General features: G+C 64.4%; 20 protein-coding genes. 16 read left to right on the plus strand and 4 right to left on the minus strand.

Features of this window, described 5'->3' with window-relative positions; translation table 11 throughout:
- Positions 1-40: 40 nt before the first annotated feature.
- The 7 genes from EFK50_RS13180 (at position 41) to EFK50_RS13205 (ending at position 5,851) form a co-directional block, all read left to right on the plus strand.
- Positions 41-1,054 carry a helix-turn-helix domain-containing protein gene (locus tag EFK50_RS13180; RefSeq protein WP_123227993.1) on the plus strand — a complete coding sequence of 338 codons (1,014 nt, stop codon included), beginning with the start codon at positions 41-43 and terminating at the stop codon, positions 1,052-1,054.
- 113 nt (positions 1,055-1,167) lie between these two features.
- Entirely contained in the window at positions 1,168-1,410 is a 243-nt protein-coding gene (locus EFK50_RS13185; RefSeq protein WP_123227994.1) for a hypothetical protein, read from the plus strand.
- Between the two features lie 72 nt (positions 1,411-1,482).
- Positions 1,483-3,033 (plus strand): TIR domain-containing protein, encoded by a 1,551-nt coding sequence (locus EFK50_RS13190; protein WP_123227995.1) that lies wholly within the window; start codon positions 1,483-1,485, stop codon positions 3,031-3,033.
- A complete protein-coding gene (locus tag EFK50_RS13195) occupies positions 3,030-3,818 on the plus strand; it encodes an ImmA/IrrE family metallo-endopeptidase (RefSeq protein WP_123227996.1) in 789 nt (262 codons plus the stop codon). Before EFK50_RS13190 ends, EFK50_RS13195 begins: the two co-directional genes overlap by 4 nt.
- Before the next feature lie 160 nt (positions 3,819-3,978).
- Positions 3,979-4,110 (plus strand): hypothetical protein, encoded by a 132-nt coding sequence (locus EFK50_RS22825; protein ID WP_281274027.1) that lies wholly within the window; start codon positions 3,979-3,981, stop codon positions 4,108-4,110.
- A 317-nt stretch (positions 4,111-4,427) separates the two neighbouring features.
- Positions 4,428-5,231 carry a nucleotidyltransferase domain-containing protein gene (locus tag EFK50_RS13200; protein ID WP_221177376.1) on the plus strand — a complete coding sequence of 268 codons (804 nt, stop codon included), beginning with the start codon at positions 4,428-4,430 and terminating at the stop codon, positions 5,229-5,231.
- The gene (locus EFK50_RS13205) at positions 5,228-5,851 is read left to right on the plus strand and encodes a Cap15 family cyclic dinucleotide receptor domain-containing protein (protein WP_148046154.1); all 624 of its coding nucleotides are present in this window, start codon (positions 5,228-5,230) and stop codon (positions 5,849-5,851) included. The genes EFK50_RS13200 and EFK50_RS13205 overlap by 4 nt, the downstream gene beginning before the upstream one ends.
- Positions 5,852-5,893: 42 nt before the next feature.
- Here EFK50_RS13205 and EFK50_RS13210 read toward each other — a convergent pair whose 3' ends face one another.
- Together EFK50_RS13210 and mobF are read right to left on the minus strand one after the other, a co-directional pair.
- Entirely contained in the window at positions 5,894-7,096 is a 1,203-nt protein-coding gene (locus EFK50_RS13210; RefSeq protein ID WP_123227999.1) for a hypothetical protein, read from the minus strand.
- Between the two features lie 186 nt (positions 7,097-7,282).
- Positions 7,283-12,640, minus strand: a complete 5,358-nt coding sequence (mobF, locus tag EFK50_RS13215) for a MobF family relaxase (RefSeq protein WP_148046155.1) — start codon at positions 12,638-12,640, stop codon at positions 7,283-7,285.
- Between the two features lie 203 nt (positions 12,641-12,843).
- Here mobF and EFK50_RS21875 point away from each other — a divergent pair, with 203 nt between their 5' ends.
- The 4 genes from EFK50_RS21875 to EFK50_RS13230 all read left to right on the plus strand — a co-directional run bounded on the left by EFK50_RS21875 (position 12,844) and on the right by EFK50_RS13230 (position 16,151).
- Entirely contained in the window at positions 12,844-13,281 is a 438-nt protein-coding gene (locus EFK50_RS21875; protein ID WP_148046156.1) for a hypothetical protein, read from the plus strand.
- Entirely contained in the window at positions 13,281-13,580 is a 300-nt protein-coding gene (locus tag EFK50_RS13220) for a hypothetical protein (protein WP_123228001.1), read from the plus strand. The genes EFK50_RS21875 and EFK50_RS13220 overlap by 1 nt, the downstream gene beginning before the upstream one ends.
- On the plus strand, positions 13,577-14,884 hold the full coding sequence (locus EFK50_RS13225; RefSeq protein ID WP_148046157.1) for a hypothetical protein: 1,308 nt from the start codon (positions 13,577-13,579) through the stop codon (positions 14,882-14,884). The genes EFK50_RS13220 and EFK50_RS13225 overlap by 4 nt, the downstream gene beginning before the upstream one ends.
- A 334-nt stretch (positions 14,885-15,218) precedes the next feature.
- Positions 15,219-16,151, plus strand: coding sequence for an alpha/beta fold hydrolase (locus tag EFK50_RS13230; RefSeq protein WP_246004147.1), 933 nt, complete (start codon positions 15,219-15,221; stop codon positions 16,149-16,151).
- 786 nt (positions 16,152-16,937) lie between these two features.
- Here the strand turns inward: EFK50_RS13230 and EFK50_RS13235 are convergent.
- Together EFK50_RS13235 and EFK50_RS13240 are read right to left on the minus strand one after the other, a co-directional pair.
- Positions 16,938-17,951, minus strand: a complete 1,014-nt coding sequence (locus EFK50_RS13235; protein ID WP_123228003.1) for an NADP-dependent oxidoreductase — start codon at positions 17,949-17,951, stop codon at positions 16,938-16,940.
- Between the two features lie 127 nt (positions 17,952-18,078).
- Positions 18,079-18,663, minus strand: coding sequence for a TetR/AcrR family transcriptional regulator (locus tag EFK50_RS13240; protein ID WP_123228004.1), 585 nt, complete (start codon positions 18,661-18,663; stop codon positions 18,079-18,081).
- A 201-nt stretch (positions 18,664-18,864) separates the two neighbouring features.
- On the opposite strand from EFK50_RS13240, the gene EFK50_RS13245 reads away from it, so the two are divergent.
- The 5 genes from EFK50_RS13245 (at position 18,865) to EFK50_RS13265 (ending at position 22,457) form a co-directional block, all read left to right on the plus strand.
- Positions 18,865-19,194, plus strand: coding sequence for a hypothetical protein (locus EFK50_RS13245; protein ID WP_123228005.1), 330 nt, complete (start codon positions 18,865-18,867; stop codon positions 19,192-19,194).
- Positions 19,195-19,199: 5 nt separating this feature from the next.
- Positions 19,200-19,550, plus strand: coding sequence for a winged helix-turn-helix transcriptional regulator (locus EFK50_RS13250; RefSeq protein ID WP_183407807.1), 351 nt, complete (start codon positions 19,200-19,202; stop codon positions 19,548-19,550).
- A gap of 2 nt (positions 19,551-19,552) precedes the next feature.
- The gene (locus EFK50_RS13255; protein ID WP_123228007.1) at positions 19,553-20,275 is read left to right on the plus strand and encodes an SDR family oxidoreductase; all 723 of its coding nucleotides are present in this window, start codon (positions 19,553-19,555) and stop codon (positions 20,273-20,275) included.
- 45 nt (positions 20,276-20,320) lie between these two features.
- Positions 20,321-21,154, plus strand: a complete 834-nt coding sequence (locus tag EFK50_RS13260) for an alpha/beta fold hydrolase (protein WP_123228663.1) — start codon at positions 20,321-20,323, stop codon at positions 21,152-21,154.
- 115 nt (positions 21,155-21,269) lie between these two features.
- Positions 21,270-22,457 (plus strand): integrase core domain-containing protein, encoded by a 1,188-nt coding sequence (locus EFK50_RS13265; RefSeq protein ID WP_123228008.1) that lies wholly within the window; start codon positions 21,270-21,272, stop codon positions 22,455-22,457.
- Positions 22,458-22,549 lie beyond the last annotated feature (92 nt).

The raw sequence follows: 22,549 nt of genomic DNA on the forward strand, positions 1-22,549 counted from the left end.
GTTGATATGCCAGGACAGTTCATCACAGGAGGTGAATTTCATGACCATCAAGCCCGCCCGCTCCAGCATCATGCACACAGACACAACCGACAAGGCCAGCCAGATCAATCGTCCCGTCGACACGGCGAGGCCGACAGGCAGCGCCAGGGTTGGTGCAGCCATCGTCCAAGTCCTCAGGGAAGGACGCACGCTGCTCGATACCACCGGAACGGTCGATGCCGTCTGGATAGACGGCCTCTCTGCGGTAGTGGTCGACACGTTGATGACGACCGGCTCCGACGGCGTTTCTGAACTTGAGAGCGCGCTTGCCACGTTCGATGCCGAACTCCGGGCCCGCCAGGGCGACGACGTCGCCAGCGCCAAGCTGGAGGTCTTGCGACGCATCGCCCAGCTCGGAGCACAAGCCCTCATCCCTCGGGAAGCAGCGCGAAGCATCGAGCCGAACACTCACGCAGCGAACCTTCTCGTCCTGCTCGACGAGAGCAAGAGCGAAGTGTTCAACGACGTAATCGCAGAGCAGTTCGGGCTGCACCCAACTCAGCTCAGCCACATCACCAACAAGTTGACCAGTCAGGGGCTCCTTCAGCGGACTAAGTACGGCCGACGAGCCAGTTGGTCGCTGACCGCCACCGGCGAACTCGCTGCAGAGCAGATTAAGGAACGTGACGGGTCGACCATGCCGGACGACGCCGTCACCGTAACTACGCCAGCAGAGTTGGAGGATGCAGTACACAGATCTGTTGACGCGCTCGAAATCGACACCCCGAACGCAGAAGATGCCTGGTATGTCCGAGCGACCCTCGGCCGGATGAGCGGAATAGACGTCTTCGGCACCACAGAACTGCCGTCGGTTCTCTTCCCAAGCTCACTGCAGGACGCTGCCTACATCCGCAGCGACCTGGCCAAGGCCCTGGTTCGGTTCTACCGCCTCGCGTCCCACACACACCGGCTCCCTGGAGCCGAACCCGGAGGACTGACCATCGCGGGTTCATTCGTCCACAGAACCAGCGTCGAAGAGCCCGGCGCCGAACTCGAAGATGCTGAGCGAGCCTGATGATGCGCTCACGCACCCACTCCCCAACCACACCCCCCGTCACGGCGCCCTTGATCGCAGCTAACAGCACCCCGGCGCAGACCAAGGACGTCAACCGAAAGGGCGACTACCGAGTGACCGACAACAACCCGAGGACCACCAGGTCCTGGAACGAGCTCCGCGACGAGGCAACCGCCATCAGCCTCGCCGTGGTGGATGCAGGCGACGCTAACGTCACCTTCCGCATCACCCCGAAAAACCACAACCAAGAAGAAGGCAACAGCACCGTGAACGTTCTGACAGACCTCATTGAGCACGGCGGGACCGTGCGCATCCTGGGACCCGCCGGGTCCGAGGAGGGCGTGCGCCAGTCCTAACCAGCTCAACGAGGTCGCCGCGACCAGTCTCAGACACCGACCGCCCGTACGGGCAGAATCACCGAGGCGACCATGGCCGACAACACCGCACACACCGTCCAGCATCTTGAGGAGCACGAGCTCTTCGCGCTCCTCCTCGTGGCGCTCAAGCTGCACGCCGGACGAGAGGCGCCCGTCGGCGCTGACGTCACCTTCGAGACCGAGGCCGCCGACCTCGACCGAGCCCAGGTCACCAACATCGCTCACGCCCACCGAAGGACCTGTGCCGAAGTGGCCGAGTCGAGCCTCGAGTCGCTCGCGTCGGTCATGGCTGCACTCGCCACCCACATCGCGTTCGCTGACCTTCTTGACGACCCCGAGCTCCGCCGGCTCTACGCCTCAGTTGTCAGCGACAGCCTCGCTGGCCGCAACCAGCACTTCATCGAGTGGGACGACGACCAGACATTCCCGCCTGCCCTCGACCAAGCTCGGAACAGTGGGAGCCAAGGACCGCTCCTCGACTGGTACGAGGATCACCTCGAACCACAACCCGCGATTCAACTGTTCGCCGTCATCATCGGCGCGATGACCGACGGCGAGGAGATGAAAATCAAGGCCGTCCGCAGCCGCGCCACCGCCGTCAAGCTCGTCCTCGAGCGTCACGGCTATGCCGTCCACGCCCCGTGCACCGGCCCGCCCAGCGGCCGCGATCCCGCCGTCGTCGTCCAGGATGATGTAGACAAGATCGCGCGCGCCGACATCGTCATCGCGCTCCTCGACCCGGCCGCCCACGGCGTCGGTATCCTCCTCGGCGAAGCCGCACGCAGCCACCCCGCGGTGATCTTCGTCGCCGAAGCTTGCACCGACATCACGCCGCTTGCCGCCATCGTGGGGGACCCCGACCCCACCCGGGTCACCTACATCACCGATGCCAGCATGGCGACCGAAGTCGAACGGGCCCTCATCCGTCGCCGCGACGCCCTCCGCGCCCGAGCCGCGCGACGCCGGCTCAAGGCGACGAACTCGATGGAGACATACGACGAGTACTCCCAGGCCTACCGGTTCGCGCTCGACAGCGGTCTCACCCTCGAGGTGCCCGACCACCCCGACTACCGAGTCCGGCTCATCTGCACAAGCATGACATCCTTCCGCGCGGCCACCCAGACCGAGCTTGAGGACATCTGCACGGCCCTGAACGACCTGCTCTACGGTCCCGACCAGTTCGAGAAGCCTGCCGAAGCCGCACAGGAGTCCGAGCCCGGCGCCGAGGACACATCGATCGCGGACAAGCCGTCGGTCGACGGCAAGGGCGACGTCGTAGAGGACGACCAGGACGACGAGTTCGTCGAAGAGTGGGACCAGCCGTCCCTGTTCCAGGACTTCACCCGCCACACCGAGGCCGCAACCGGCGAACTTCCGCCCGGCTGGCGCAAGGTCAATCCGCTGACCGAGCGCGAACTGAACTTCGCGGAGATTTCAAACGAGTTCCTCGAGCTGAACCAGCGCGAGTTCCGGCGGATGGTTCACGAAGCCCGGGTCGTGCGGTATCGCGAGTCGCTCGCCGGAGCCGGTGTCAGCCGTGCCCACTTCGGCGATGCCCGGGCGTGGCTCACGTTCTGGAAAGTCAACCTGGGGCGCCCATGATCAACAATCCGCTCCCCGCCGGCCCTGCACCTGACGCCGCAGCCATTGCCGAACGACTCCGGAACCTCGCGCGCTGCCGCAGCAACCCGGACCTGGAGGAAATCGCCAGCGTCCTTGGCGTCTCGTCCATCCGCGTCGATCCGACCCTCGACAGACTTGGGCACACCACTTGGACTACTGCCGGGCCCGAGATCGCACTCCAGGCCAACCAGAAGGCAACACGGCAGCGGTTCACGCTCGCCCACGAACTCGCACACATCTACCTCGGCCACGGTCGAGACGGCGCCCACCCTCACGGCCAGCCGTACCGGGATGCCAGGCCAGAGGAACGGCTGGCAGACGCGATCGCCGGGCACCTACTCGTTCCTAGCGCCGAGATCCGTAGACTTCGGGACCTCACCCCAAATATCGCCGATATCCGCGAGGCTGCCGTCCGACTTGGCGTCTCCCAAGCCGTTGTGGTCCGCCAGCTCGCCGATGCAGACAGCACCCACCATTGGCTGCTGATCAATCTCAAGCGTACCGATCGCGGTGGATGGCATTTCTGGCGAGTAACCGGACGCATCCGCGGCCTCAGCGACAAGATGCGAGTCGCGGACACCGAGCACCCGCTCCTCGATAAGGTTCCCGAACGCGATGTCCCGCTCCAGATCCTCACCCAGATCGGCGACCTCACCGTGCAGCTGCAAGGGACGGGGAACCGGCGAACGAACCTCACCCTGATGCTTGTTGACCACGTCCGGCCGCAGCGCGAACCACGTCGGCCTTTAGCGAGCGAACGCTGACCCAGTCTGCTGAAGCGACCATGCCGGGCCCAGTCGATGGGATGTTCGATCGAACTCCGACATGAGAAGAGAACGAGGACGCGACCCGGGCCGGCTCTTCGCCGCCATGCCCCGCTGCGTCGCCACTCGATAGCCGATCTCCGGTGAGGCGGTCTCGATCGTGCTCGGCAAACGCGCCAGGACCGCAGGGCTGGCCGCCGAGCGGGGCACTGCCCACTCGCTGCGCGCCGGACGCGCCACAACCGCGGCCGTCGCCGGCGTCGCCTTGGACCGGATCGCCGCACCGACCTGACACAAACGAATCTCCACCCTCATTGAGCGCCACATCCGCACCGCCCAAGCCCTGGAGTGCACCTTCAGCAGTGATCTCGGACTGCAACGAGAGTTGTCTATCGAGAAGCGGGGATATGACACAGCCCGCGCTGTGTCGGAGGGTGGGTCTAGGTTCGGACAGCGTGCGGGCCAACTTGGGCGCGCTCGGGTAGTCCATTTGTACTGCGGGTTTGGGCTGAAGGAGCGTGTGCGATGAGTGCCCTTGAATCGAAGTTGTCCGGTTGGACTGGTCCGTCGAGCACGACGGAGCAAGACAAGCAAGATCGAACTGAGCGGATGATCAAGGAGGCCGTGCGGGCCCATCCGGGGTTCAGCGACTGCAGCCTACGGATTTACGCTAAGGGGTCCTACGCGAACAACACCAACGTGCGCGCCGATAGCGACGTGGATATCGCGGTGCAGTGCACGGACGTCATTTACTGGCAGGAGGCTGTTCCTGATACTCGGACTTCGTCTGCGGGACCGTATACAGGGAGATGGACACCTGCGCTCTTGCGTTCGGAGTTGAAGACTGCGCTAGAGGCCAAGTTTCCCGGCCAAGTGGACTCGAGCGGGTCGACGGCCTTCCGCATCGACTCTGGGTCAGCTCGGGTGGAAGCCGACGTTGTGCCGTGTTTCGACTACCGCTACTACATGTCGAGTGGTCGTTATCGGGACGGGGCGAAGGTCATCAAAACAGACGGTCGGAGCTTGGTGAACTACCCGGAGCAGCAGTTGTCGAACGGCAAGACGAAGAACACATCGACGAATCTTCGGTATAAGAAGGCCGTCCGGGTTGTGAAGCGGCTGGAGAACGCGATGGTCACGGCCGGTGGCATCGAGGTGCCGTCGTTCCTGATGGAGTGCCTGGTTTACAACACCCCGAATGCCTATCTGACGCGGGGCACTTGGACCGATGTCGTGCGTGGCATCTTGGGCCACGTGTACAACGAGCTTGACGGGCCCGAGCCGACGGATGAGGGCGACAGGTGGTACGAGGTGAACGGGTGCAAGTTCTTGTTCCATGACGAGCAGAAGTGGACACGCGGTGGGGCTCGTCAGTTTGCCGCGGACGCGTGGTCGTACCTGGGGCTGTCATGAGCCGGAACGTGGTGGTTCGTGTCGTTGCTGCTGCGATGCTCGGCGTGCTGCTCGCTGGGACATGGGTGACCAGCGGTCGACTAGAGATTGGGTGGCTGCGGTTCTTCTCGGCCGGCGTCTTCATTGCCACGGTTGTCTTGAGTGCATGGGACTTGTGGCTGTGGCGGCTGCCGTGGTTTCAACGGATTCCTGGAGTTCCGCGTTCGGTGCGCGGGACCTGGGAGGGTGTGCTGACGTCCTTCTGGGTTGATCCTGGGACCGGCGTGAAGGTGCTGGAAAAGGCGGCGTTCCTGGTGGTGCGGCAGACAGCATCGTCGGTCTCGGTGCGGTTGATCACCGATGAGTCGCAGTCGAGGTCGTCGCTTGCTTCGGTGTCGGTTCCCGACGGCAGTGCGGTTCTGGACTACCTCTACCTGAACCGTCCGAAGTCGAGCGTTGAGCATCGCAGCCGCATGCATCACGGGTCTACGGTGTTGGACATCAGTGGCTGTCCCGCTCGGCGGCTCGAGGGCCGGTATTGGACTGACCGGGATAGTCGCGGGGAACTGGTCTTCACGAAACGGTCGCGACGCATCGCAGACGACTTTGAGGAGGCGCGGGAGCTGTTCACCGCGAGCTGAGTCCTCGAACATGTATCTGACAGGTTTGCGAGGCCGATCGGCTCATTTGCTGGTGCCCGGGTGCTGTTCGTGCTCGCTCTGTGCGCCACAGTACGAGCAAGTCGGCAGGTTGGTGGTCCAGCCGGCCATTCGGTACAGGCCGGGGCATCTGAGCTCGAAGCAGGTCGCATGGACGGGTTCGTCGGTTCGGGCGTTGATGAGCAGCGTCGGGGCAAATTCCCCGGATGTCGCGCGCTCCAGCTCTTCTGGGGTAGGCGCGTATCCGAGTCGGGTCAGAAACGTGTTGACTCGCAGTGCTTGAACGTCACCGGGGGATGCGCCATTGGGGGCGACCCGAAAGTTGGAACTGAAGATCGTTGCGGTTTCCCCACCCGGGCTAGGGGTGGCAGACGCTATCTCTGGCTTATCGCCGACAGGTTCGGCGATGGTGACGACGTCCCACGAGCCGGTCGTTTCGTAGCCAGCGGCAGTGCTGGCGAGCCAGAGCGAGATCTCGGTGCACTGGTCTGGATGGAGGGTCGTCGCTGCGAGTAGGTGCTCGACGATCTGAATCCCGCCGAAGGCTTGGGCCCAATAGCCGTTGTCGCCAAACACCGCGACGATAAAAGTCTGACCAGCACGGACGGTGACGAGGTCGACTCCTGCGAACGCGGACACGAAGAAGTCGAAGCGAGTGTCCTCGGTGCTGGGCACGCCGGCGCGGAATACGAATACGGTCCCGGGCGGTGTCACGACGGTGAGTGTCGCGGGCGTGGCGAGGAGAAGGCGCCGGAGGTAGTCGTTGCGACCTAGCAAGTCGGCGTGGTCGAGCATCTGGGGTGAGTTCAAATTGGCGACATCGGTTCGGAACCGGGTCTCGAAGAACCTGCTCCCGTAGTAGAGCTTGGCCATCCACAGAGTCAGGGTGAGCGCATCCAGGGCCCGGACGGCCTCGACGCCGTCAGCGATCGCGGCCCGAACTGGCTGTTCGAGGTGTGCGGACATCCTCTGGTTGCACTCGAAGCAACACGGCACCTTGCGCTGCCCGTAGCCAAAGAGCTGGCCGTTCGGCAGTTGGGCGGACGCGCCGCCGAGGGAGAACATACGCATGAGCCACTTCGGGATGACGTCTTCATCCGCCGCTCGGACCCTGTCAGTCGACTCGATCGTGTCGTCGTCGCCGCGCCCTCGCGGCACTAGCTCTCGGTGGCATAGGAAGCACGCCCTGCCGTACGCGTTTACCGGTGCCTCAGTCTCCTTTGCCATACGGAGATTGTCTCCCGCTCCTGTGAGTGCCGAAGAACGTAGGTGGCCAACCCTGAAAGTCACAGTTTCGTGCTCTATTTCGTCGGCGCTGAAAAGTTCGGGGAGCGGGATCGGTGGAGTCCGCCGTTTGCATCGAGGATGCATGCGGGGCTGGCGTGGGCCTGGCTCAGCGGCTATTGCAACTGGTCATCGGCGGACCGCTCGAGACTCGGCCCGCGGTGGAGTGGGCGGTATCCCGTCCGGCGATCGCTGGCCGGCTTTCACCAACAGTCGCGGTGCGTTCGAGTGCGTGGCGCTGACCGCGGCTTCGGTGCGGCGTCGGAGCGTGGCGAGTTCCCGTAGCGCAAATCGTTCGGGGTTCTCTGCCCACTGATTGCTGGCGTCGATGACTTCCATGTGGAGCATTCCTGGCGGAAGTGTGAGGGACTCGTTGACTCGTTCGATCTGGTCGATCCAGCGGCCGGGTGGGAGTGCGCTTATGACGCGGGCGGTATCTCGGGCGAGCCATATTCGAGCCGCTGCGTCGCTGAGGCCGGTGGCGTGATCGTCGAGCATTCGGTCGAGGATGCTGGCTCCGAGGATGTCGGTATTCCCGAGTCGATCGGCCAGTGAAGTCGGTCCCTCTGTGCGAAGGAGATCGGCCGGATCAACGCCGTCAGGCATTGCAAGGTGTCGGGGGTCGGCGCCGAGGGCGGCAAGTCGCCAAAAGGCTCGTTGGGCTGAGAGCCAGCCGGCGGAGTCGGGGTCTGTTGCAACGACAATCCGCGAATGGTCGGCGGCGAAGTAGGGCTTGAACTGTGCGGCCTGAGACTCGGTGAACGCGGTTCCGAGCGGTGCGATTCCGACTGCTGACCTACCTGCCGCGATGGTCACTGCGATGGCGTCGAACGGACCCTCAACGAGGACCGGTCTGGCTCCGGCCTCGAGCTCTCGGGTTCCTTCGGCGAGCCCGAAGAGTTGCTCACCCTTGGTGAAGGCGGCGGTTGTTCGGGTGTTGAGGTACTTCGGTCCGGCGTACTCGGCGTCGTTCTTGGTCGGGTTTCGGCGTCCGATGAACCCGACGAGTTGCAGACCGGAGTAGATCGGGAAGACGAGGCGGTCGCGGAATGCGTCGACCAGGCGTCCGCGATCAGTGCGACGGGCCAGGCCGGCTTCTACGAGTTCTTCTGGGCTGGCGCCGATGGCTGTGAGGTGCTGGATGAGGCTTGTCGGCCCCGGTGGTGCGTATCCGACTGCGAATCGTGGTTCGTCGGACAGGTCGGTGCTGAGCCGCTCGCGCAGATAGTCAGGCGCCCAGGAGCGCGGGTACATCTGGGTGAAGTGGTCGAGCGCCATCTGGTTCAGGGCGATGATCCGGTCCACGCTGGTGGCCGACTCTGGAGACGGTGCGGTGGGGGAGAGAAGTTCGGTGGCGCGTTCCTCCGCGAGCGCCGGGGTGTAGACGCCTTCCGGTGGTTCCAATCCGTCTTCGGGGGGTTCATCAATCATTGTGGCCACTCGCCAGACCAGTGCTGCGCACAGAGCTTCGGGGGCAACTTCACTCCGGTCTCCGGCAAGCGCGGCGTCGATGAGCTGCTCTGCGGTCCACTCCGTCGGGCGAGCGTGAAGGGCAGCGACGAGCGCAGGCCACATGCCGTCGACCATGACTCGGGTGGCGGTTTCGTTGCCGAGTCGCTCAGTCAGGTGTGCCGACCAAGCGGGGCGAAGGTTTGCGGCCGAGTCGGTGGTGGCGCGGAGGGCGGCTGGTCCGAGGTGCCGGACGATCCTCCACCAAAGTGCATCGGCGCTGCGCTCGTCAGGCAATGGATGCGGCTGGCTCAAGGCTTGATCGAGGAGCGCGACTACGTCAACGCCCGCGGCCTCAAGATCTGCGATGCGTTCGGCGAGACGCTCGAACTGCGGATCGCGACGAACGTCGTCGGGTAGAAGGTCGAGCACAGTCAGGTCAGCTCCGCCACCAACGGTGGAAGCACTGAGGCGACGCTTGAGTTCCCTTTGATGACCGGCGGCGGTGGTTCCGGACTGGCGGGGTCCGGTGGCGCGGGAATCGTCGTCGGGTACTGCCATGGCAGCCCGCCACACGGCGAGGTCGCCCCGCAGATCGGTGTGCTCAGCTGCGGTTAGTGCGGCAGCCCACGTCGGGGTGCCGCTAGGCGTCCAGGCACACGCCCGGTCACGAACGATTGCGGCCAGGCATGCGACTCGGGTTGAGCGTGCTTCGAGGTAGGGACCCCAGGTGGTGTGGTCCGACAAGCCACGTGGAATGCCGTCGAGCCAGGGGAGTGGCCCCTCAGTCGAACTGTCGTCGATGCGCCAGTCGAGTACGGCTGCTCGGTCCTCAGACGTGGCGAGTTCTTGGGAGCCGGCGGCGTCGAGGACTGCTGCGACCGGGTCGGTGCCGTCGAGGGCGATCAGAGCGAGGTGTCCGCGGAGGTTTGGGTATGCCGGTTCGGAGGTGAGCCCGGGCCAGATGGCCTCCAGTTCTGCGTCGGTGGACCTCAGGATATCGGGGCTGAGAGTCTGCTCGGCCGCGAATCCGAGTGCGTCGTGATACCTCATCACCGCTTCGTGGAACTGAACGGCAGGAGCGTCGGCTTCGCGGCGGGTGGTGGTCGCGGAGCGTTGGGAGCCATCTCGTTCTAGGACGTTGGTCAGGACGTCGATCGCGGTCGGCGGCCTCAGGGCTTCGGGTCCGATGAGGCTGTGCGGGTCGCCGTCGTGGGCGTTGGCGAGATAGACGTGGTTGGCGTCGCGGCCGCGGGAGAGTCCGACGTAGAGGGTCTGTCGTGATTCCTCCCCGGTGGCGACGACGTGGGCGGTGTCGGTGGTCATGCCTTGGGCACCGTGCACGGTGGTCGCGTAGCCCAGTCGGACGTGCTCAGCCACGTAGGAGGCGGGGAGGGTCACTGTTCGGCCAAGTTCTAGGTGTCTGGCTACGAGGCTGCGATCAGGATTGACCGCGGTGATGCTCCAGCGGTCGCCGTTCTTGACCCAGTTGCTGTTCGACACCGTGATCCTGCGTTCGTTTCGTCGGGTGACGATTACGTCGCCGGCCGATGCCCGGTTCCCATCCGCGAGTCGAACCTCTTGCCCGCGATCTGCTGCAGGGATGGATTGGATCCGGTCGGCACGGGCTCGCGTGTTGAGTCGGGTCACCAGGTCACGGGTTGGGGCGAGCAGGATGGTGTCGAGTCCAGCGTGGCGATCGGTGGCCCAGGCGTCGTAGGCCTGGTCGGTGACTGCGCCGATGTCGCCGACGTGGATTCGGGTGTTGTCGGCGTAGAAGCCGACTGCGCCTGCGTCGCCTTCGCGTACGGCCAGGGTGGCGGCTGCCTCGGCCGGGTCGCGGAACCGACGCACCTCCGAAAGCGTTGACGCGCCGAGTTCGTGCTGGATGTCGCGAAGGACTCCGCCGGCTCCGACGGATGCGAGTTGCTGGTCGTCGCCGACTAGGCGCACGACGCCCCCGCGACCGGTGATGTAGCTGACCGCGGCGGCCAACTCGGTGGTTGATGCCTGACCGGCCTCGTCGAGGATCACCATCGTTGTCGGGCCGATCCCGGTGACCCAGGCCGGCCACTGCTCAGCGGGAGCGTTAGCGAGGGTCCAGGTGAGCTTGGCGAGGGTGTCGGTGTGCCCGCCAATCGCGTTGCCGAGCTCGTGGGCGGCTTGGGCTGACGGCGCGAGCCCGATCACCTGGCCCCCTGAGGCTGCCCACGCCTGGGCCAGGACACTCATCGTGGTGGTCTTTCCTGTTCCCGCCGGAGCCAGGGCAAGCTGGACCGCGGCACCTGAAGTGGCGAGGTCGCGAACCATCGCGGCCTGGGCATCGTTGAGGTCGAACCCGTCGGCGCCTGCTCCCGCGACGGCGATCTCGCCGCGGACGTCGCTGAGGGCGCGATACCCCGTCAGGTGCGCAGCCGCGAGCAGTTGTTGCTCGGCTGCCATTACGCCCGGCGATGTGTAGCGGGTTTCGCCGTGGATCGCGTAGACGCTCTCGCCGTTTGATCGGGTGAGAGCCGCGGGTTCGGTGATCGGGTCAGGGGCGCCAAGCCGCAGGGACGTGGCGATAGCCGTATTGACGACGCTCGCGACGGCTTCGTCGAGTTGGCTTCGGGCGATACCGCCAGCCCGGGCCTGCCTCTCGGCTTCGGCCTGAAGGTGCCACACCTGCCAGGTCGCGCGGGACCCTTCGACAGCACTGATTGTCGCGGCTGCAGCTTCCTCAATCCAGGACTTCGTCAGCCGTTCGCCGCGTGATCTGCGTCCGGATGCTCGTTTGAGCATCTCGGCGACTTCTGCGGGCCCGCCCATCACGGCTTCGGCCTCGTGACGCCAGTTCGCGCGCTGTTCGGCCTCACTGCGTGGTGCGTGCTTGGCGTCCCGGGTTTCCAGGGCTGCCTGATCTGCCAGGGAGATCGCCTCGACTGCGGTCGGGGGACGACCATGTCGATCCTGAAACTCAGCAGCCAACGCCGAGCGACGGATCTCGACGTCGCGGCGCCGACGCGACCACCAAGCTGCCAGCGCCAAGCTAACCCCCGCGATCTCACGAATCGGTCGCTTGTCGACCGGGCCCGAAGCCTCGACGAACTCCAGGCCCAGGCGCGCGGTCAGCTCGGCTTCGATGCGGGTGTTGTAGCGCTCGGACGCGGCAACGTTGGCCTTGTAGAGCAGCCGACCGTCCAGGGCCAGCCAGCGCCCGTCCTCGGCCTGGACCTTGTTGCTCAGCGCAACGTGCGTATGGAGGTCCGGATCGCCGGCCCTACTGTCGCGGTGCGTGAACGCCGCAGCGATCAGCCCGCGAACTCGCACCTGCCGGGCACCGGCCCGGCCAACCCGGGTGAACGCGACCTCGCGTTCAATCCACCCAATCGTGTCGGCGACCGCGGCATCGTGAGCCGCCCGGATCTGCTCTGCCACCTCGACCGGTGCCAGAGCCCAGAGCGTCGAGATCGACTTCACAGGGGAGAACGTGAGGTCATAGCCGGCAACGGCGCTGGTGGCCTGTCGGGACGCACGGGAGATTGACCCGGCCAGCTCGCGAGAATCCGTGGGTGTGCGGCCGTGCCGCTCGGTGAACATCGCTGTCCCGATGTCCGTGCGGATCCGGGCCCGCTCTGCAAGCGGGATCACGGCATTCCACTTAGTACCGCGATCGATGTTGAAGGCAGTGAAGGCCCTAGCTACCTGCACGTTGAACGAAGAGGCAGCCAAGAACACCGGGAACCGGCGCCCCAAGGTAGCTGCCGCCTCGACCTGTGACTTGCTCCCACCGCGTGCCGCGACAGCGGCCTGGAGCGACCCGGCGTCGGGGTGCCTGCCAAGGCCGAACAGTTCCTTCATCTGTTCGGCAGTCACGGTCGCGCCCGGCTCCATGCCCAGCCCGGTGAGGCCGCTACCGAGCCATTGCCCGGGCGATTCGCCCTTCGCGTCGTAGTACTCCCCGAGGCTGCCGTGACCCTTCTCGGTCGCGTCGTGCGCCGCGACCTGTCGGGTCAGGTAGGTGTACCCGTCGCCGGCAGTCAACTTCTTCAGCCCCATCACACCCGCACCAAGCGCCTCACGTCCGGGTCAGTGGACACGCCGCGTTTGGGTTGGACGGAGCCTGCTCCGCTCACGCAGTGCATGAGGTGTGTGGCAGTTCTCCTTTCGAGCGCAGTGAGGCAGCTTCCTCGCGATCGCTGTCCAGTGGCGGGTCCGTGGGGTGCTTGTCACGAATGACAAGTCGCTGATCGGAGGAACTGATGGGTAGCGAAACGACGAAAGCGCTCAGGGCCCGACAACGCGAAGCGTCGACGCGAGTCACGCGGCTGATCGCAGAAGCCGACGCGGGCAGCCCGATCGGCTCCGCCCGGCGGACTCGGATCAACTCGGCGGTCCGCGAGGGCCGCCGAGCGATAACTGCGCTCGGCTCGGCCGAGCGTGCTGTCGCCGACGCTGAGGCGCGGGCTGGTGCTGCCCTGATCCGGATCACCGAGGACGGACTCTCGAACAACGAGGCATTCGAATCGCTCGGCATCAGCCGGGCAGTTGGACGACGGCTCATCAACCTGTCCGTCTCTACACGGCGTGCTCCGGCCGGTCTGTCCACAAGTACCTCGACCGATCCGACGCCGGGAGCCAATCGCGCCGACGGTGAAACCGGCGCACCAAGCGACGCCACAACGAAAGGGAATCTCTGATGTTGCTGCCTCACGCAGTCCTGCTCGCCGAGGCCAGGTCGTATGTGACCGCCCTCGCCGACAGGGCCCTGACCTTCGACGGGTCAATGGAGTACGAGCGCGTGCTCCTCGAACTCGATGAACTCCACGGCGGGGTGTTCTCACCAACCACCGGACTCCCGATCACCGATCCGACAGCCCTCTACACGATCGCCCACCAGGCCATCGCCGAACTGGAGTCACACGAGATCGACCCACTTGGGCTCGAACTCTGTCTCGCCATGTTGATCGCTGCTCGCGAGACGGACACACGGTCATGACCTACGGCGAGACCACCACGGAGTTGCGAACTGCGATGATTGAACTATTGCGTCGGCACCGAATCCTTCAACCTCTGGGCGGTCCGGGGATGCACACCGTTCCGGAGTCGACGACTGTTGAGGAACGACGGGTGATGGGGGAGCAGATTCAACGCTTTCGTCACGCCACCTTGTTGTGGTGTCACCAGGCCACGGAGGCGTCAGCTCCCAAGTTCATCGCCACGCTCGAGGACCGAGGCCCGGCCCGCAACTTGCGCTATCAACTCGGGGAGACGGTCCGCTCCATCGCCGTGCCTCTTCCGACCATCAACGAAATCGCAAGCCGCCACCCCAACGCCCTGGTCGAGACTTGGCGTCAGGCGGCGGCCGCATCCGCGCTGGGGGAACACGACTTCGGTGCAGACATCGACCACACACGCCTCGATGGCGACGAAAGCAGAGCAGTTCTCAAAGACGCCGCCGACATCGCGAGGGGACTCGTGATCCTCGACCGGCGTTACAGCAATGTGCCTGGCTGGGTGCACTTCAAGAACCCGGGCCGGCTCGAACGCGCGGCTGAAGCCTGCTCACAGTTCGCAGCTGAGCAGCCCCCCAACTTCTCTGTTGACGCTCGTGGATGGCACCCACAGCCGGCCGCCATCGAGGGGCCGGCGCTGCCGGGGATGGCCGGAGTCCTCCAGGCGCAACACAACATGCTCATAGACCTGTCGAGATTCCCCAACGCGCTCAACCTGCGCCGGATCCTCCACTCCCAAATCGGGATGACTCATGAGGCTGCCGGTCACGCCGAATCGGCAGCGCCGGGTCTCGTCGACCGGTTCCGCGATCGTGAATACACCTACAAGCTGTTGCAGCGATCCAGTCGCAATCTCGGCGGCCTCGTCGGCGATGGGGGACTGGCCTGCTCCGAAAGTGAGAACGCACACGCGCGACTGAAAAGCCTCCCGATGAGCGAGCCCAAGGATGCGCCCTCGCTCCACCAACTCGCCAGACACTTCGCCAGAACTGACGCACGAGTCGCATCGACCCTCGAACGCGGGTTCGCGGAAAACTTGTACTTCGTATCAGTCAAATATCCCCGCCTCGGTGACCAAACGTTGGCTGGTGTTGTCCAGCAGCGCCAGCGTTGGGTTCCTGTAACCTCACCCGTCCAAACCGACCTGATCCCGCTCGTCCGAGAACGGCTGCGGTCGGTCGCGCTTGTAGGTGCGATTTCATCCGAGAACCTCGAGAGTCGTCTCTCGTACGAGACTGTCTTGGCGCAACAGCCTGGGTGCGACTCAGAGCGCGCTCCTAGGCGGTAGGACTCGGATCCAATTCCGGCGGAGATCCGCCGCAGTCGCTCGGCCCTTAACCTGGGTGAGGAGTCTGCTGCCGAGCGGCACGGGCGCGAAGCCAGTGACGCTCTGAGGGGCCAGCAGCGAGATCCGTTCAACTTTTCTGGTTGGCGGAGAATGGATTCAGCAGTCACAGTCCAAAGGCGACTGCGGCTCTAATGCAGTCCAGTGCCGGGATTGAGCCTACGCGAGCCGCACACTCAGACTTGGAGAAAGTATGGATGTAATATGAAGGTCGAGTTGAACGCGTTATTTCTCTTGGCCGCATGGTCCGCGCGCCGCGGGTGCGTTTGTAAGGGCAATGACGTTTTTGGACGGCACGCGCAAGATTGACCGAGGTGAGGCAAAGATGTTTGACAGATTCGACCGGCTGATGGTTAACGTCGATATCGGGATCAACGCGGTCGTAGGCGGTAGCGGTGCTCCGGTGCTGCTACTGCATGGCTATCCACAGACCTTGGCGATGTGGGCGCACGTTGCTCCGGTGCTCGCGAGCGAGTACACCGTGGTTTGCGCCGATCTTCGCGGCTACGGCGACTCGGACAAGCCCGCACAGGACGGTGACCTGGCCAACTACAGCTTCCGTCAGATGGCGCAAGACCAGGTGGACGTGATGCGCTCGCTTGGCTTCGATCGCTTCCATGTCGTGGGCCACGACCGCGGCGCACGGACAGCTCATCGGATGGCACTGGACCACGAAGATGCTGTGCGATCGATTGCCGTGCTGGACATCGTGCCGACCTACGACATGTTCAAGACAGTGGATGCTTTGACAGCTCGCGCCTATTGGCATTGGTACTTCCTTCAGCAGCCGGCACCCTTCCCCGAGGAGGTCATAGCCGCGAACCCGGACCACTTCTTCGAGGGTTGCCTCACCGGCTGGGGTGCGATGGATATTTCGGAGTTCGATCCCGAGCAGCTTGCGGCATACCGGCGAAGTTGGCGCACGCGCGATGCGATCTTCGGAGGCTGTGCCGACTATCGAGCCGCCGCCGAGGTCGACGTGGCTCTGGATGAGGCCGACCTTCACCGCACCGTGGACTGCCCGGCGTTGGTGATCTGGGGTGAACGCGGAATCGCCCGCCTGTTCGACATGGAGCAGCTTTGGGCTACGCGGTTCTCGCGCATGCAGACGGCGTCGCTGCCAAGTGGGCACTTCTTCGTTGACCAATTCCCGGAGGAAACGACAGAGATCTTGCGCTCTTTCCTTGCGTCGGCGTCAGGAGCTGAATGATTTCGCGCTTGCCGACAGACGGCCCGAACTCCTCGGACCTCGCCGAACCCAGTCAATCCAAAGGCTCGGACCAAAGTCGCCCGCGTTACACTCGGTTGACTGTTGGCGACCGATCCAACAACGTTGTTACATCACGCTCTATTCGCAGCTTCGGATGGCAGAAGGCTTCGTGCACTGCAGGCGTTCGCCGTCGGTCGGTGCGAAAGGGGCGGTCTCCGCGCCGCCGATGTGCCTGAGCCGGTTCCCGGCCGTCGAGACGTCCTCGTTTGTGTCATGGCGACCGCGTGAACCAAGCCGATCGAGGGCTTCGGATCGCTGGTGGGTCAGCACTCCCCGGAGGGTCAGTCACCAGACGCCGAAAGAACGTGCCCACGCCTTCGCCCCAAGCTCTGCCGGTTCCAGCGAGGATCTTGCAGCGCTCCAGGCCCGGCACCTTAAGCGCGATCGCCTGAGCGATGAAGGTTCGAGGGAGAATCCAAGCAGTCCCACTTGGATCGGCCAAGGCCCTTGAAGAATGCGACGGTGTCGTCCGCCACAGCTTCGACCGTCGCCGACTCCCGTGCCTTACTTCCCCGGTGTCGCGGTCGTCGAAGGTAATGACCCGTCGCCTGGAGGCGATGCCGTCGATCGCGCGCGGATCTCATTCGTGTATGGCGCCGTGAAGTGGTGGAGGAGCGCGACTGGAACCGCCTGTCGGACCGAACTCGGGTCAGGCGAACAAGGTTCCGTTTACGTCGATGTGCACTCTCGGGGAGGTGTTCGCCGTCCTCGTTGCGAGGTCCGCGCTCATCGCTGCTCAGCTCCGCTCATGGTGATGACGACCTTCCCGCGGGCCTTGCCCTGCTCCACGTAGGCGAGTGCCTCGGGTGTCTGGTCGAAGGGGAACGTGCGCGAGTCGAGAACAGGTCGGAGGTGTCCGCCGTCGTACAGCTCGGCGAGTTTGCGGAGATGCGCGCCGTCGGCGCGCATGAAGAAGAACGAGTACCGCACTCCCAGCTTGCGTGCCTGCTTGCGGATCTTCCTGCTGAGCAGCTTCATCACCGGGCGAAGCACCGGCTGACCGAGCTGCTCGGCGAAGGACGGATCGGGCGGGCCGACGACGCTGATAGCGAGGCCGTGCGGCTTGAGGACGGTGAGGGACTTCTCCAGGCTGGCACTGCCCAGCGAGTCGAGCACGACGTCGAACCCGGACAGCACGGTCGCGAAGTCGGTTTGGGTGAAGTCGATGACCTCGTCAGCACCGAGTTCCTGGGCGCGGGCGACGTCGTCGGTGTGGGCGGTCGTCGCGACGTAGGCGCCTAGGTACTTGGCCACCTGGATGACTGTCGATCCGAGTCCGCCGGCGCCGGCGTGCACCAGAACCCGCTGGCCCGGCTGGACCTTGGCCAGCTCGACGAGCGACTGCCAGGCGGCGAGTGCGACGAGCGGGACGGCAGCGGCTTCCTCGAGTGACAGCGAGGCAGGCTTGTGGGCGACGTCGTCCTGATTGATCGCGATGTACTCGGCGAAGGTGCCGATCCGTAGGTCTCGGGGGCGGGCGTAGATCTCGTCGCCGACTGCGAAGCCTCGCACGGCAGGGCCGACGCCGGTGACGACACCAGAGAGGTCGTGGCCGAGTACGAACGGGCGCTTGTACTTGATTAGCTGCTTGAACTCGCCGTTGCGGACCATCTTGTCGAGCGGGTTGATGCTCGCCGCACTGATCTTCACCAGGACGTCGTTCGGACCGACCTTCGGATCGGGGAGGTCTGCGGCGCGGAGGCCGTCCGGACCGTACGTCGTGACGACGAATGCCTTCATGTCGGTCTGCTTTCTCGAGGCCTTTCGGTTCAGGCGGATGCGTGAACCACGGTGTAACTTTGTTTTTGCATTCCCCACAGCCTGCTTGGTCTGGCGTCTCTTAAGCCACAGCTGGTCGGTGGAGGACTCAGGCTGGGTCGAGGCCGAGAAGGTCGAGAACGTTCGTTGCGGTGGTCTCGAGAAGCGCGTCCGCCAGCGTGGCATCAGTCAGAGCGCGGGAAAGCTGGATCGTCCCGATCATCATCGCGAACGCGCTCGCGGCCTGGGTGCGGATGGAGTTCGGATCTTCAGGCGCAAGCCGCAGTGCGATCGCGTCGAAGATCGCTGAAGCGCCGGAGGTGTACGCCTGCCTGGTATCGGAGGAACTGCGCGCGACCTCGTCGAGCAAGGCCGCTGACGGACAGCCGAACTGGGGCTGGTCGCGATGGGTCGGGGAGAGATACATCCCAATCAGCTCGGCAATCCCGGCGTGCCCGGGGGACAACTGATCGAAGCTGGCGACCTGCGTGGCCTGTTGTTCGACAAGGACGGCGGCCACCAGGTCGTCCTTGGACTTGAAGTGCGCGTAGAAGGCGCCGTTGGTCAGGCCGGCATCGCTCATCAGTGTCGCAATGCCGGAGCCGTCCAATCCGTCCTGCTTGAATCGGTGGCCGGCCGATTCGAGGATCCGCTTCCGCGTTTCTTCCTTGTGTTCCTTGGCATACCGAACCACTGGTCGTTCCCGCCTTCCCAAGAGTTTTGGCGCTTGCCGGGAATCAAATCCTAGCCTATTGCCTTTTAACTGTAATAGTATGAGCGTATGCCAAAAACTCCGAGGGCTGTCATGATCCGGCACACACCTGTTGCTCTGGGCGCCTTTCCCCTAGGCAACGTCCCGTTGGCCGTGACTGGAGGCTTCCGGTCACGCGTCGGCATGGAACAGGGCGTGGGTTCGGGGGACTGCAATGTCGTAGGCATCGGCCGTCCGACGATCACAACTCCAGCTGCTGCGAGCAAGATCCTCGCCGGCGAGTCCGAAGTGATCGCCGCGCACCAGATCGGCGCCGGGATGCGCAGTGTGCTCGGCAGGGTCGCTGACCTGAAGATGATCGACGGCGGGATCGGCCCGGATCGGCACAACTACCAGTTAAACCGGCTCGGGCAGGGCCTCGAACCGGACCTGAACCGGGGAACGCTGGCAGCGACGATCTCCATGATTCGGAAGTACGGGCGTACGTCCGTTCGGCGCAAACGGGGCATCTGAGTCACGTGATTTCGGACCGTCATGCGATACCGGACCTGTTCAGCACTCGGTGGAGTGCCGCGCTGGTCTACGAATGTGGTCGGGGGGCGCGGCGCTTTGAGCAGCTTCAGCAGGCGCTCGGGATCTCGAGGCGCATTCTTGCCGCGCGCCTGGTGGTCCTCGTCGGCGACGAAATCATGGAGCGTCGCCAGTACCAGGTCGGGCCGCCTCGTTTCGAGTACCAACTGACTGCGAAGGGCCTCGCGCTACTGCCGATCTTGCGCGCGATCACCGAGTGGAGCACCGACTGGCACATGGCAGATGTATCTACCCAACGCGCCGCGACCACATATCAAGCCAGACCTATCGAGGAGTGAGCATGCCATCGCTGAACGAAGCAGTCGTGCTCGTCACCGGAGCCAACGGCGGAATCGGTTCCGAGCTCGTGAGAGCCGCGCTAGCCCGCGGCGCCTCCAAGGTTTACGCGTCCGCTCGCACACCTCGGGACTGGGACGACGACCGAGTCGTTCCTCTCAGCCTGGATGTGAACGACCGGGCTTCCGTTGTCGCTGCGGTCGAGGTTGCATCTGACGTCACCGTCCTGATCAATAACGCAGGAGCACTTCCGGCGTCGGCCAGCCTGCTCGAGCTGACGCCCGAGCAGCTCAGGGACGGAATGGAGACAAACTTCTTTGCTCCGGTGCTGCTCGCCAGGTCATTCGCACCGATGCTCACGGCGCATGACACGTCCGCTCTGGTGAACGTGCACTCGGTTGCGAGCTGGTACGCGTTCGGCGGCATCTACAGCGCCTCGAAGGCGGCGCTCTGGTCAGCGACGAACTCCCTTCGTCTTGAGCTGGACCCGCTCGGTGTGCACGTCGTTGGTGTGCATGTGGGATACGTCGACACTGCGATGGCGGCCCAGGCTGAGGGTCCGAAGATGGATCCTGGTGCGCTGGCTACCAAGATCTTGGACGCAGTTGAGGCCGGCGAGTATGAGGTTGTCGCCGATGACGTCAGTGCCCAGGTGAAGGCGGCGTTGAGCGGCCCCGTCGAAGCTCTCTATCCGCAGCTTGGTCGTCGAGGCCCTGCAGCGGGCTGAATCGCCCTTCCAATCCACAGTTTCAATCCACCGAAAGGCATGCTCATGATCACTTGGAACAACGTTCCTACACACACGGTCGACGTGGACGGAGTCCCGTTTGCCTATCGTGAACTTGGGGCGAAATCAGAGGTCCCTGTCGTCTTTCTCCACCACTTCGCTGCTGTTCTCGATGACTGGGATCCGCGTGTCATTGACGGGATCGCAGCGTCGCATCGAGTCATCACGTTCGACAACCGAGGTGTCGGTGCCACTGGATCCGATGTTCCTGGCGACCTGGAGGCGATGGCGGCGGATGCTATCGCGTTTATCCGGGCTCTCGGCCACGACAGGGTCGATCTCTTCGGGTTCTCCGTCGGGGGAGCCGTGGCTCAGATGGTCGCCCTGGAGGCCCCAGACCTGGTGAGGCGGATGGTCGTCGCAGGCAGCGGTCCTCGCGGAGGCGGCGGGATCTGGAAGATGCCATTCATTGTCGGCAGCGCTTACTTCAAGGCGTTCGTCACCCGCAAGGATCCTCGCCACTACCTCTTCTTCCCGTCCAACCCTGAAGGACGGAAGGCGGCCGCCGAGTACTTCGAACGGTTGGCCGAGCGGACGCAGGACCGCGACAGGTCCATCTCTAGGCAGGCGCGCAACGCTCAGCTGCGAGCAATCACAGCGGGCGGCCTGCACGCTCCAGACGACCTGTCGGCCATCAAGGTCCCGGTTCTGGTCGCGAACGGCGACAACGACATCATGGTGGCGAGCGAGCACTCGAAGGACATGGCACGGCGACTCCCCAACGCAACGTTGAGGATCTACCCCAACTCGGGCCACGGGGGTGTTTTCCAGCACCACAGGGAATTCGTTCCCGAGGTGCTGCGGTTCCTCGCCGGCTGAGCGATCGTCGTCAGTGGGACCTGGCGCTGCGCACCTGGCGCCTGTCCTGGTTCAGGACATAGGAAACCCATGTCTCAAGACATAGGAAACCCGGTCGTGGGTTCGATGCTCGGGCATGTCGAAAGCCAGGCTGGTCATCACTGCCGTCGTCATCGAAGGCCGAACCCAGGCCGAGGTCGCGAAGTCCTACGGCGTTTCGAAGGGCTGGGTCTCCAAACTCATCGCTCGCTACCGGGCTGAGGGCGAGGCAGCTTTCGAGCCTCGATCCAAACGACCCAAGACCTCACCTGGCGCCTTGGCCCCGAGCATCGTGGAGTTGATCAGCGTGCTCCGCACCGAGCTGAGCGCGGCAGGTCTCGACGCAGGCTCGGGGACCATCGCCTGGCACCTCGAGCACCATCACGGCAACGTTGTCTCCAGGTCGAGCATCAGCCGCTACCTGACCCGCGCCGGACTCGTGATCCCCGAGCCAAAGAAGCGCCCGAAGTCCTCCTACATCCGGTTCGAAGCAGCCATGCCCAACGAAACCTGGCAATCCGACTTCACCCACTACCGCCTCGCTGACGGGTCCGACGTCGAGATCATCAGCTGGCTCGACGACTGCACCCGCTACGCCCTCCACGTCACCGCCCACCAGCGGATCACCGGACCCATCGTGACCACGACGTTCCGGCAAACCCTGACCCAGCACGGGATCCCGGCCTCCACCCGGACCGACAACGGCATGGTCTACACCGCACGCTTCGCCGGCGGCCAAGGCGGACGCAACCGCTTCGAGACCGAACTCCGACGCCTGCACGTGATCCAGAAGAACTCCCGGCCCAGCCATCCGACCACCTGCGGGAAGGTCGAACGATTCCAGCAGACGATGAAGAAGTGGCTCCGCAGACAACCCGACCAACCGGCCACGATCGCTGAACTCCAGAGCCTGATCGACGCCTTCGTCGAGGACTACAACCACCGCCGAGGACACAAGTCGCTACCGCACCGAGCAACCCCGGCAGCCCGCTACAACACCATGCCCAAAGCACTCCCAGGAGAGTCCCGCGACCCCGAGACCCACGACCGGATCCGACACGACCGCGTCAACAAAACCGGATCCGTGACCCTTCGCCACAACGGCCGGCTCCACCACATCGGGATCGGCCGAACCTACGAGGGAACCTTCGTCATCCTGCTCGTCCAGGACCTCGACATCCGCGTCGTGAAAACAGTCACCGGAGAACTCCTCCGCGAACTGACCCTGAACCCCCACATCGACTACCAGCCGACCGGAGCACCCAAAGGACCCGCCCGAAAATGACCACCGCCGGACCCACAGTTGCAGGTCCGGCGGTTTCCGATGTCCTGAGACATCACACTGCGCACCTGGCGCCCAACCGAACGTGCGACTTG

Origin of the sequence: Nocardioides marmoriginsengisoli (assembly GCF_003725695.1) — a bacterium.
GTDB lineage: Bacteria > Actinomycetota > Actinomycetes > Propionibacteriales > Nocardioidaceae > Marmoricola > Marmoricola marmoriginsengisoli.

Excerpts from the sequence above, each read along its gene's own strand:
- EFK50_RS13205 (WP_148046154.1), top strand. The coding sequence starts at position 5,228 with ATGAGCCGGAACGTGGTGGTTCGTGTCGTTGCTGCTGCGATGCTCGGC.
- EFK50_RS13255 (WP_123228007.1), top strand. The coding sequence starts at position 19,553 with ATGCCATCGCTGAACGAAGCAGTCGTGCTCGTCACCGGAGCCAACGGC.
- EFK50_RS13260 (WP_123228663.1), top strand. The coding sequence starts at position 20,321 with ATGATCACTTGGAACAACGTTCCTACACACACGGTCGACGTGGACGGA.
- EFK50_RS13220 (WP_123228001.1), top strand. The coding sequence starts at position 13,281 with ATGTTGCTGCCTCACGCAGTCCTGCTCGCCGAGGCCAGGTCGTATGTG.
- EFK50_RS13200 (WP_221177376.1), top strand. The coding sequence starts at position 4,428 with ATGATCAAGGAGGCCGTGCGGGCCCATCCGGGGTTCAGCGACTGCAGC.
- EFK50_RS13190 (WP_123227995.1), top strand. The coding sequence starts at position 1,483 with ATGGCCGACAACACCGCACACACCGTCCAGCATCTTGAGGAGCACGAG.
- EFK50_RS13265 (WP_123228008.1), top strand. The coding sequence starts at position 21,270 with ATGTCGAAAGCCAGGCTGGTCATCACTGCCGTCGTCATCGAAGGCCGA.
- EFK50_RS21875 (WP_148046156.1), top strand. The coding sequence starts at position 12,844 with ATGGGTAGCGAAACGACGAAAGCGCTCAGGGCCCGACAACGCGAAGCG.
- EFK50_RS13195 (WP_123227996.1), top strand. The coding sequence starts at position 3,030 with ATGATCAACAATCCGCTCCCCGCCGGCCCTGCACCTGACGCCGCAGCC.
- EFK50_RS13245 (WP_123228005.1), top strand. The coding sequence starts at position 18,865 with ATGGAACAGGGCGTGGGTTCGGGGGACTGCAATGTCGTAGGCATCGGC.
- EFK50_RS13180 (WP_123227993.1), top strand. The coding sequence starts at position 41 with ATGACCATCAAGCCCGCCCGCTCCAGCATCATGCACACAGACACAACC.
- EFK50_RS13235 (WP_123228003.1), bottom strand. The coding sequence starts at position 17,951 with ATGAAGGCATTCGTCGTCACGACGTACGGTCCGGACGGCCTCCGCGCC.
- EFK50_RS13230 (WP_246004147.1), top strand. The coding sequence starts at position 15,219 with ATGACGTTTTTGGACGGCACGCGCAAGATTGACCGAGGTGAGGCAAAG.
- EFK50_RS13210 (WP_123227999.1), bottom strand. The coding sequence starts at position 7,096 with ATGGCAAAGGAGACTGAGGCACCGGTAAACGCGTACGGCAGGGCGTGC.
- mobF (WP_148046155.1), bottom strand. The coding sequence starts at position 12,640 with ATGGGGCTGAAGAAGTTGACTGCCGGCGACGGGTACACCTACCTGACC.
- EFK50_RS13225 (WP_148046157.1), top strand. The coding sequence starts at position 13,577 with ATGACCTACGGCGAGACCACCACGGAGTTGCGAACTGCGATGATTGAA.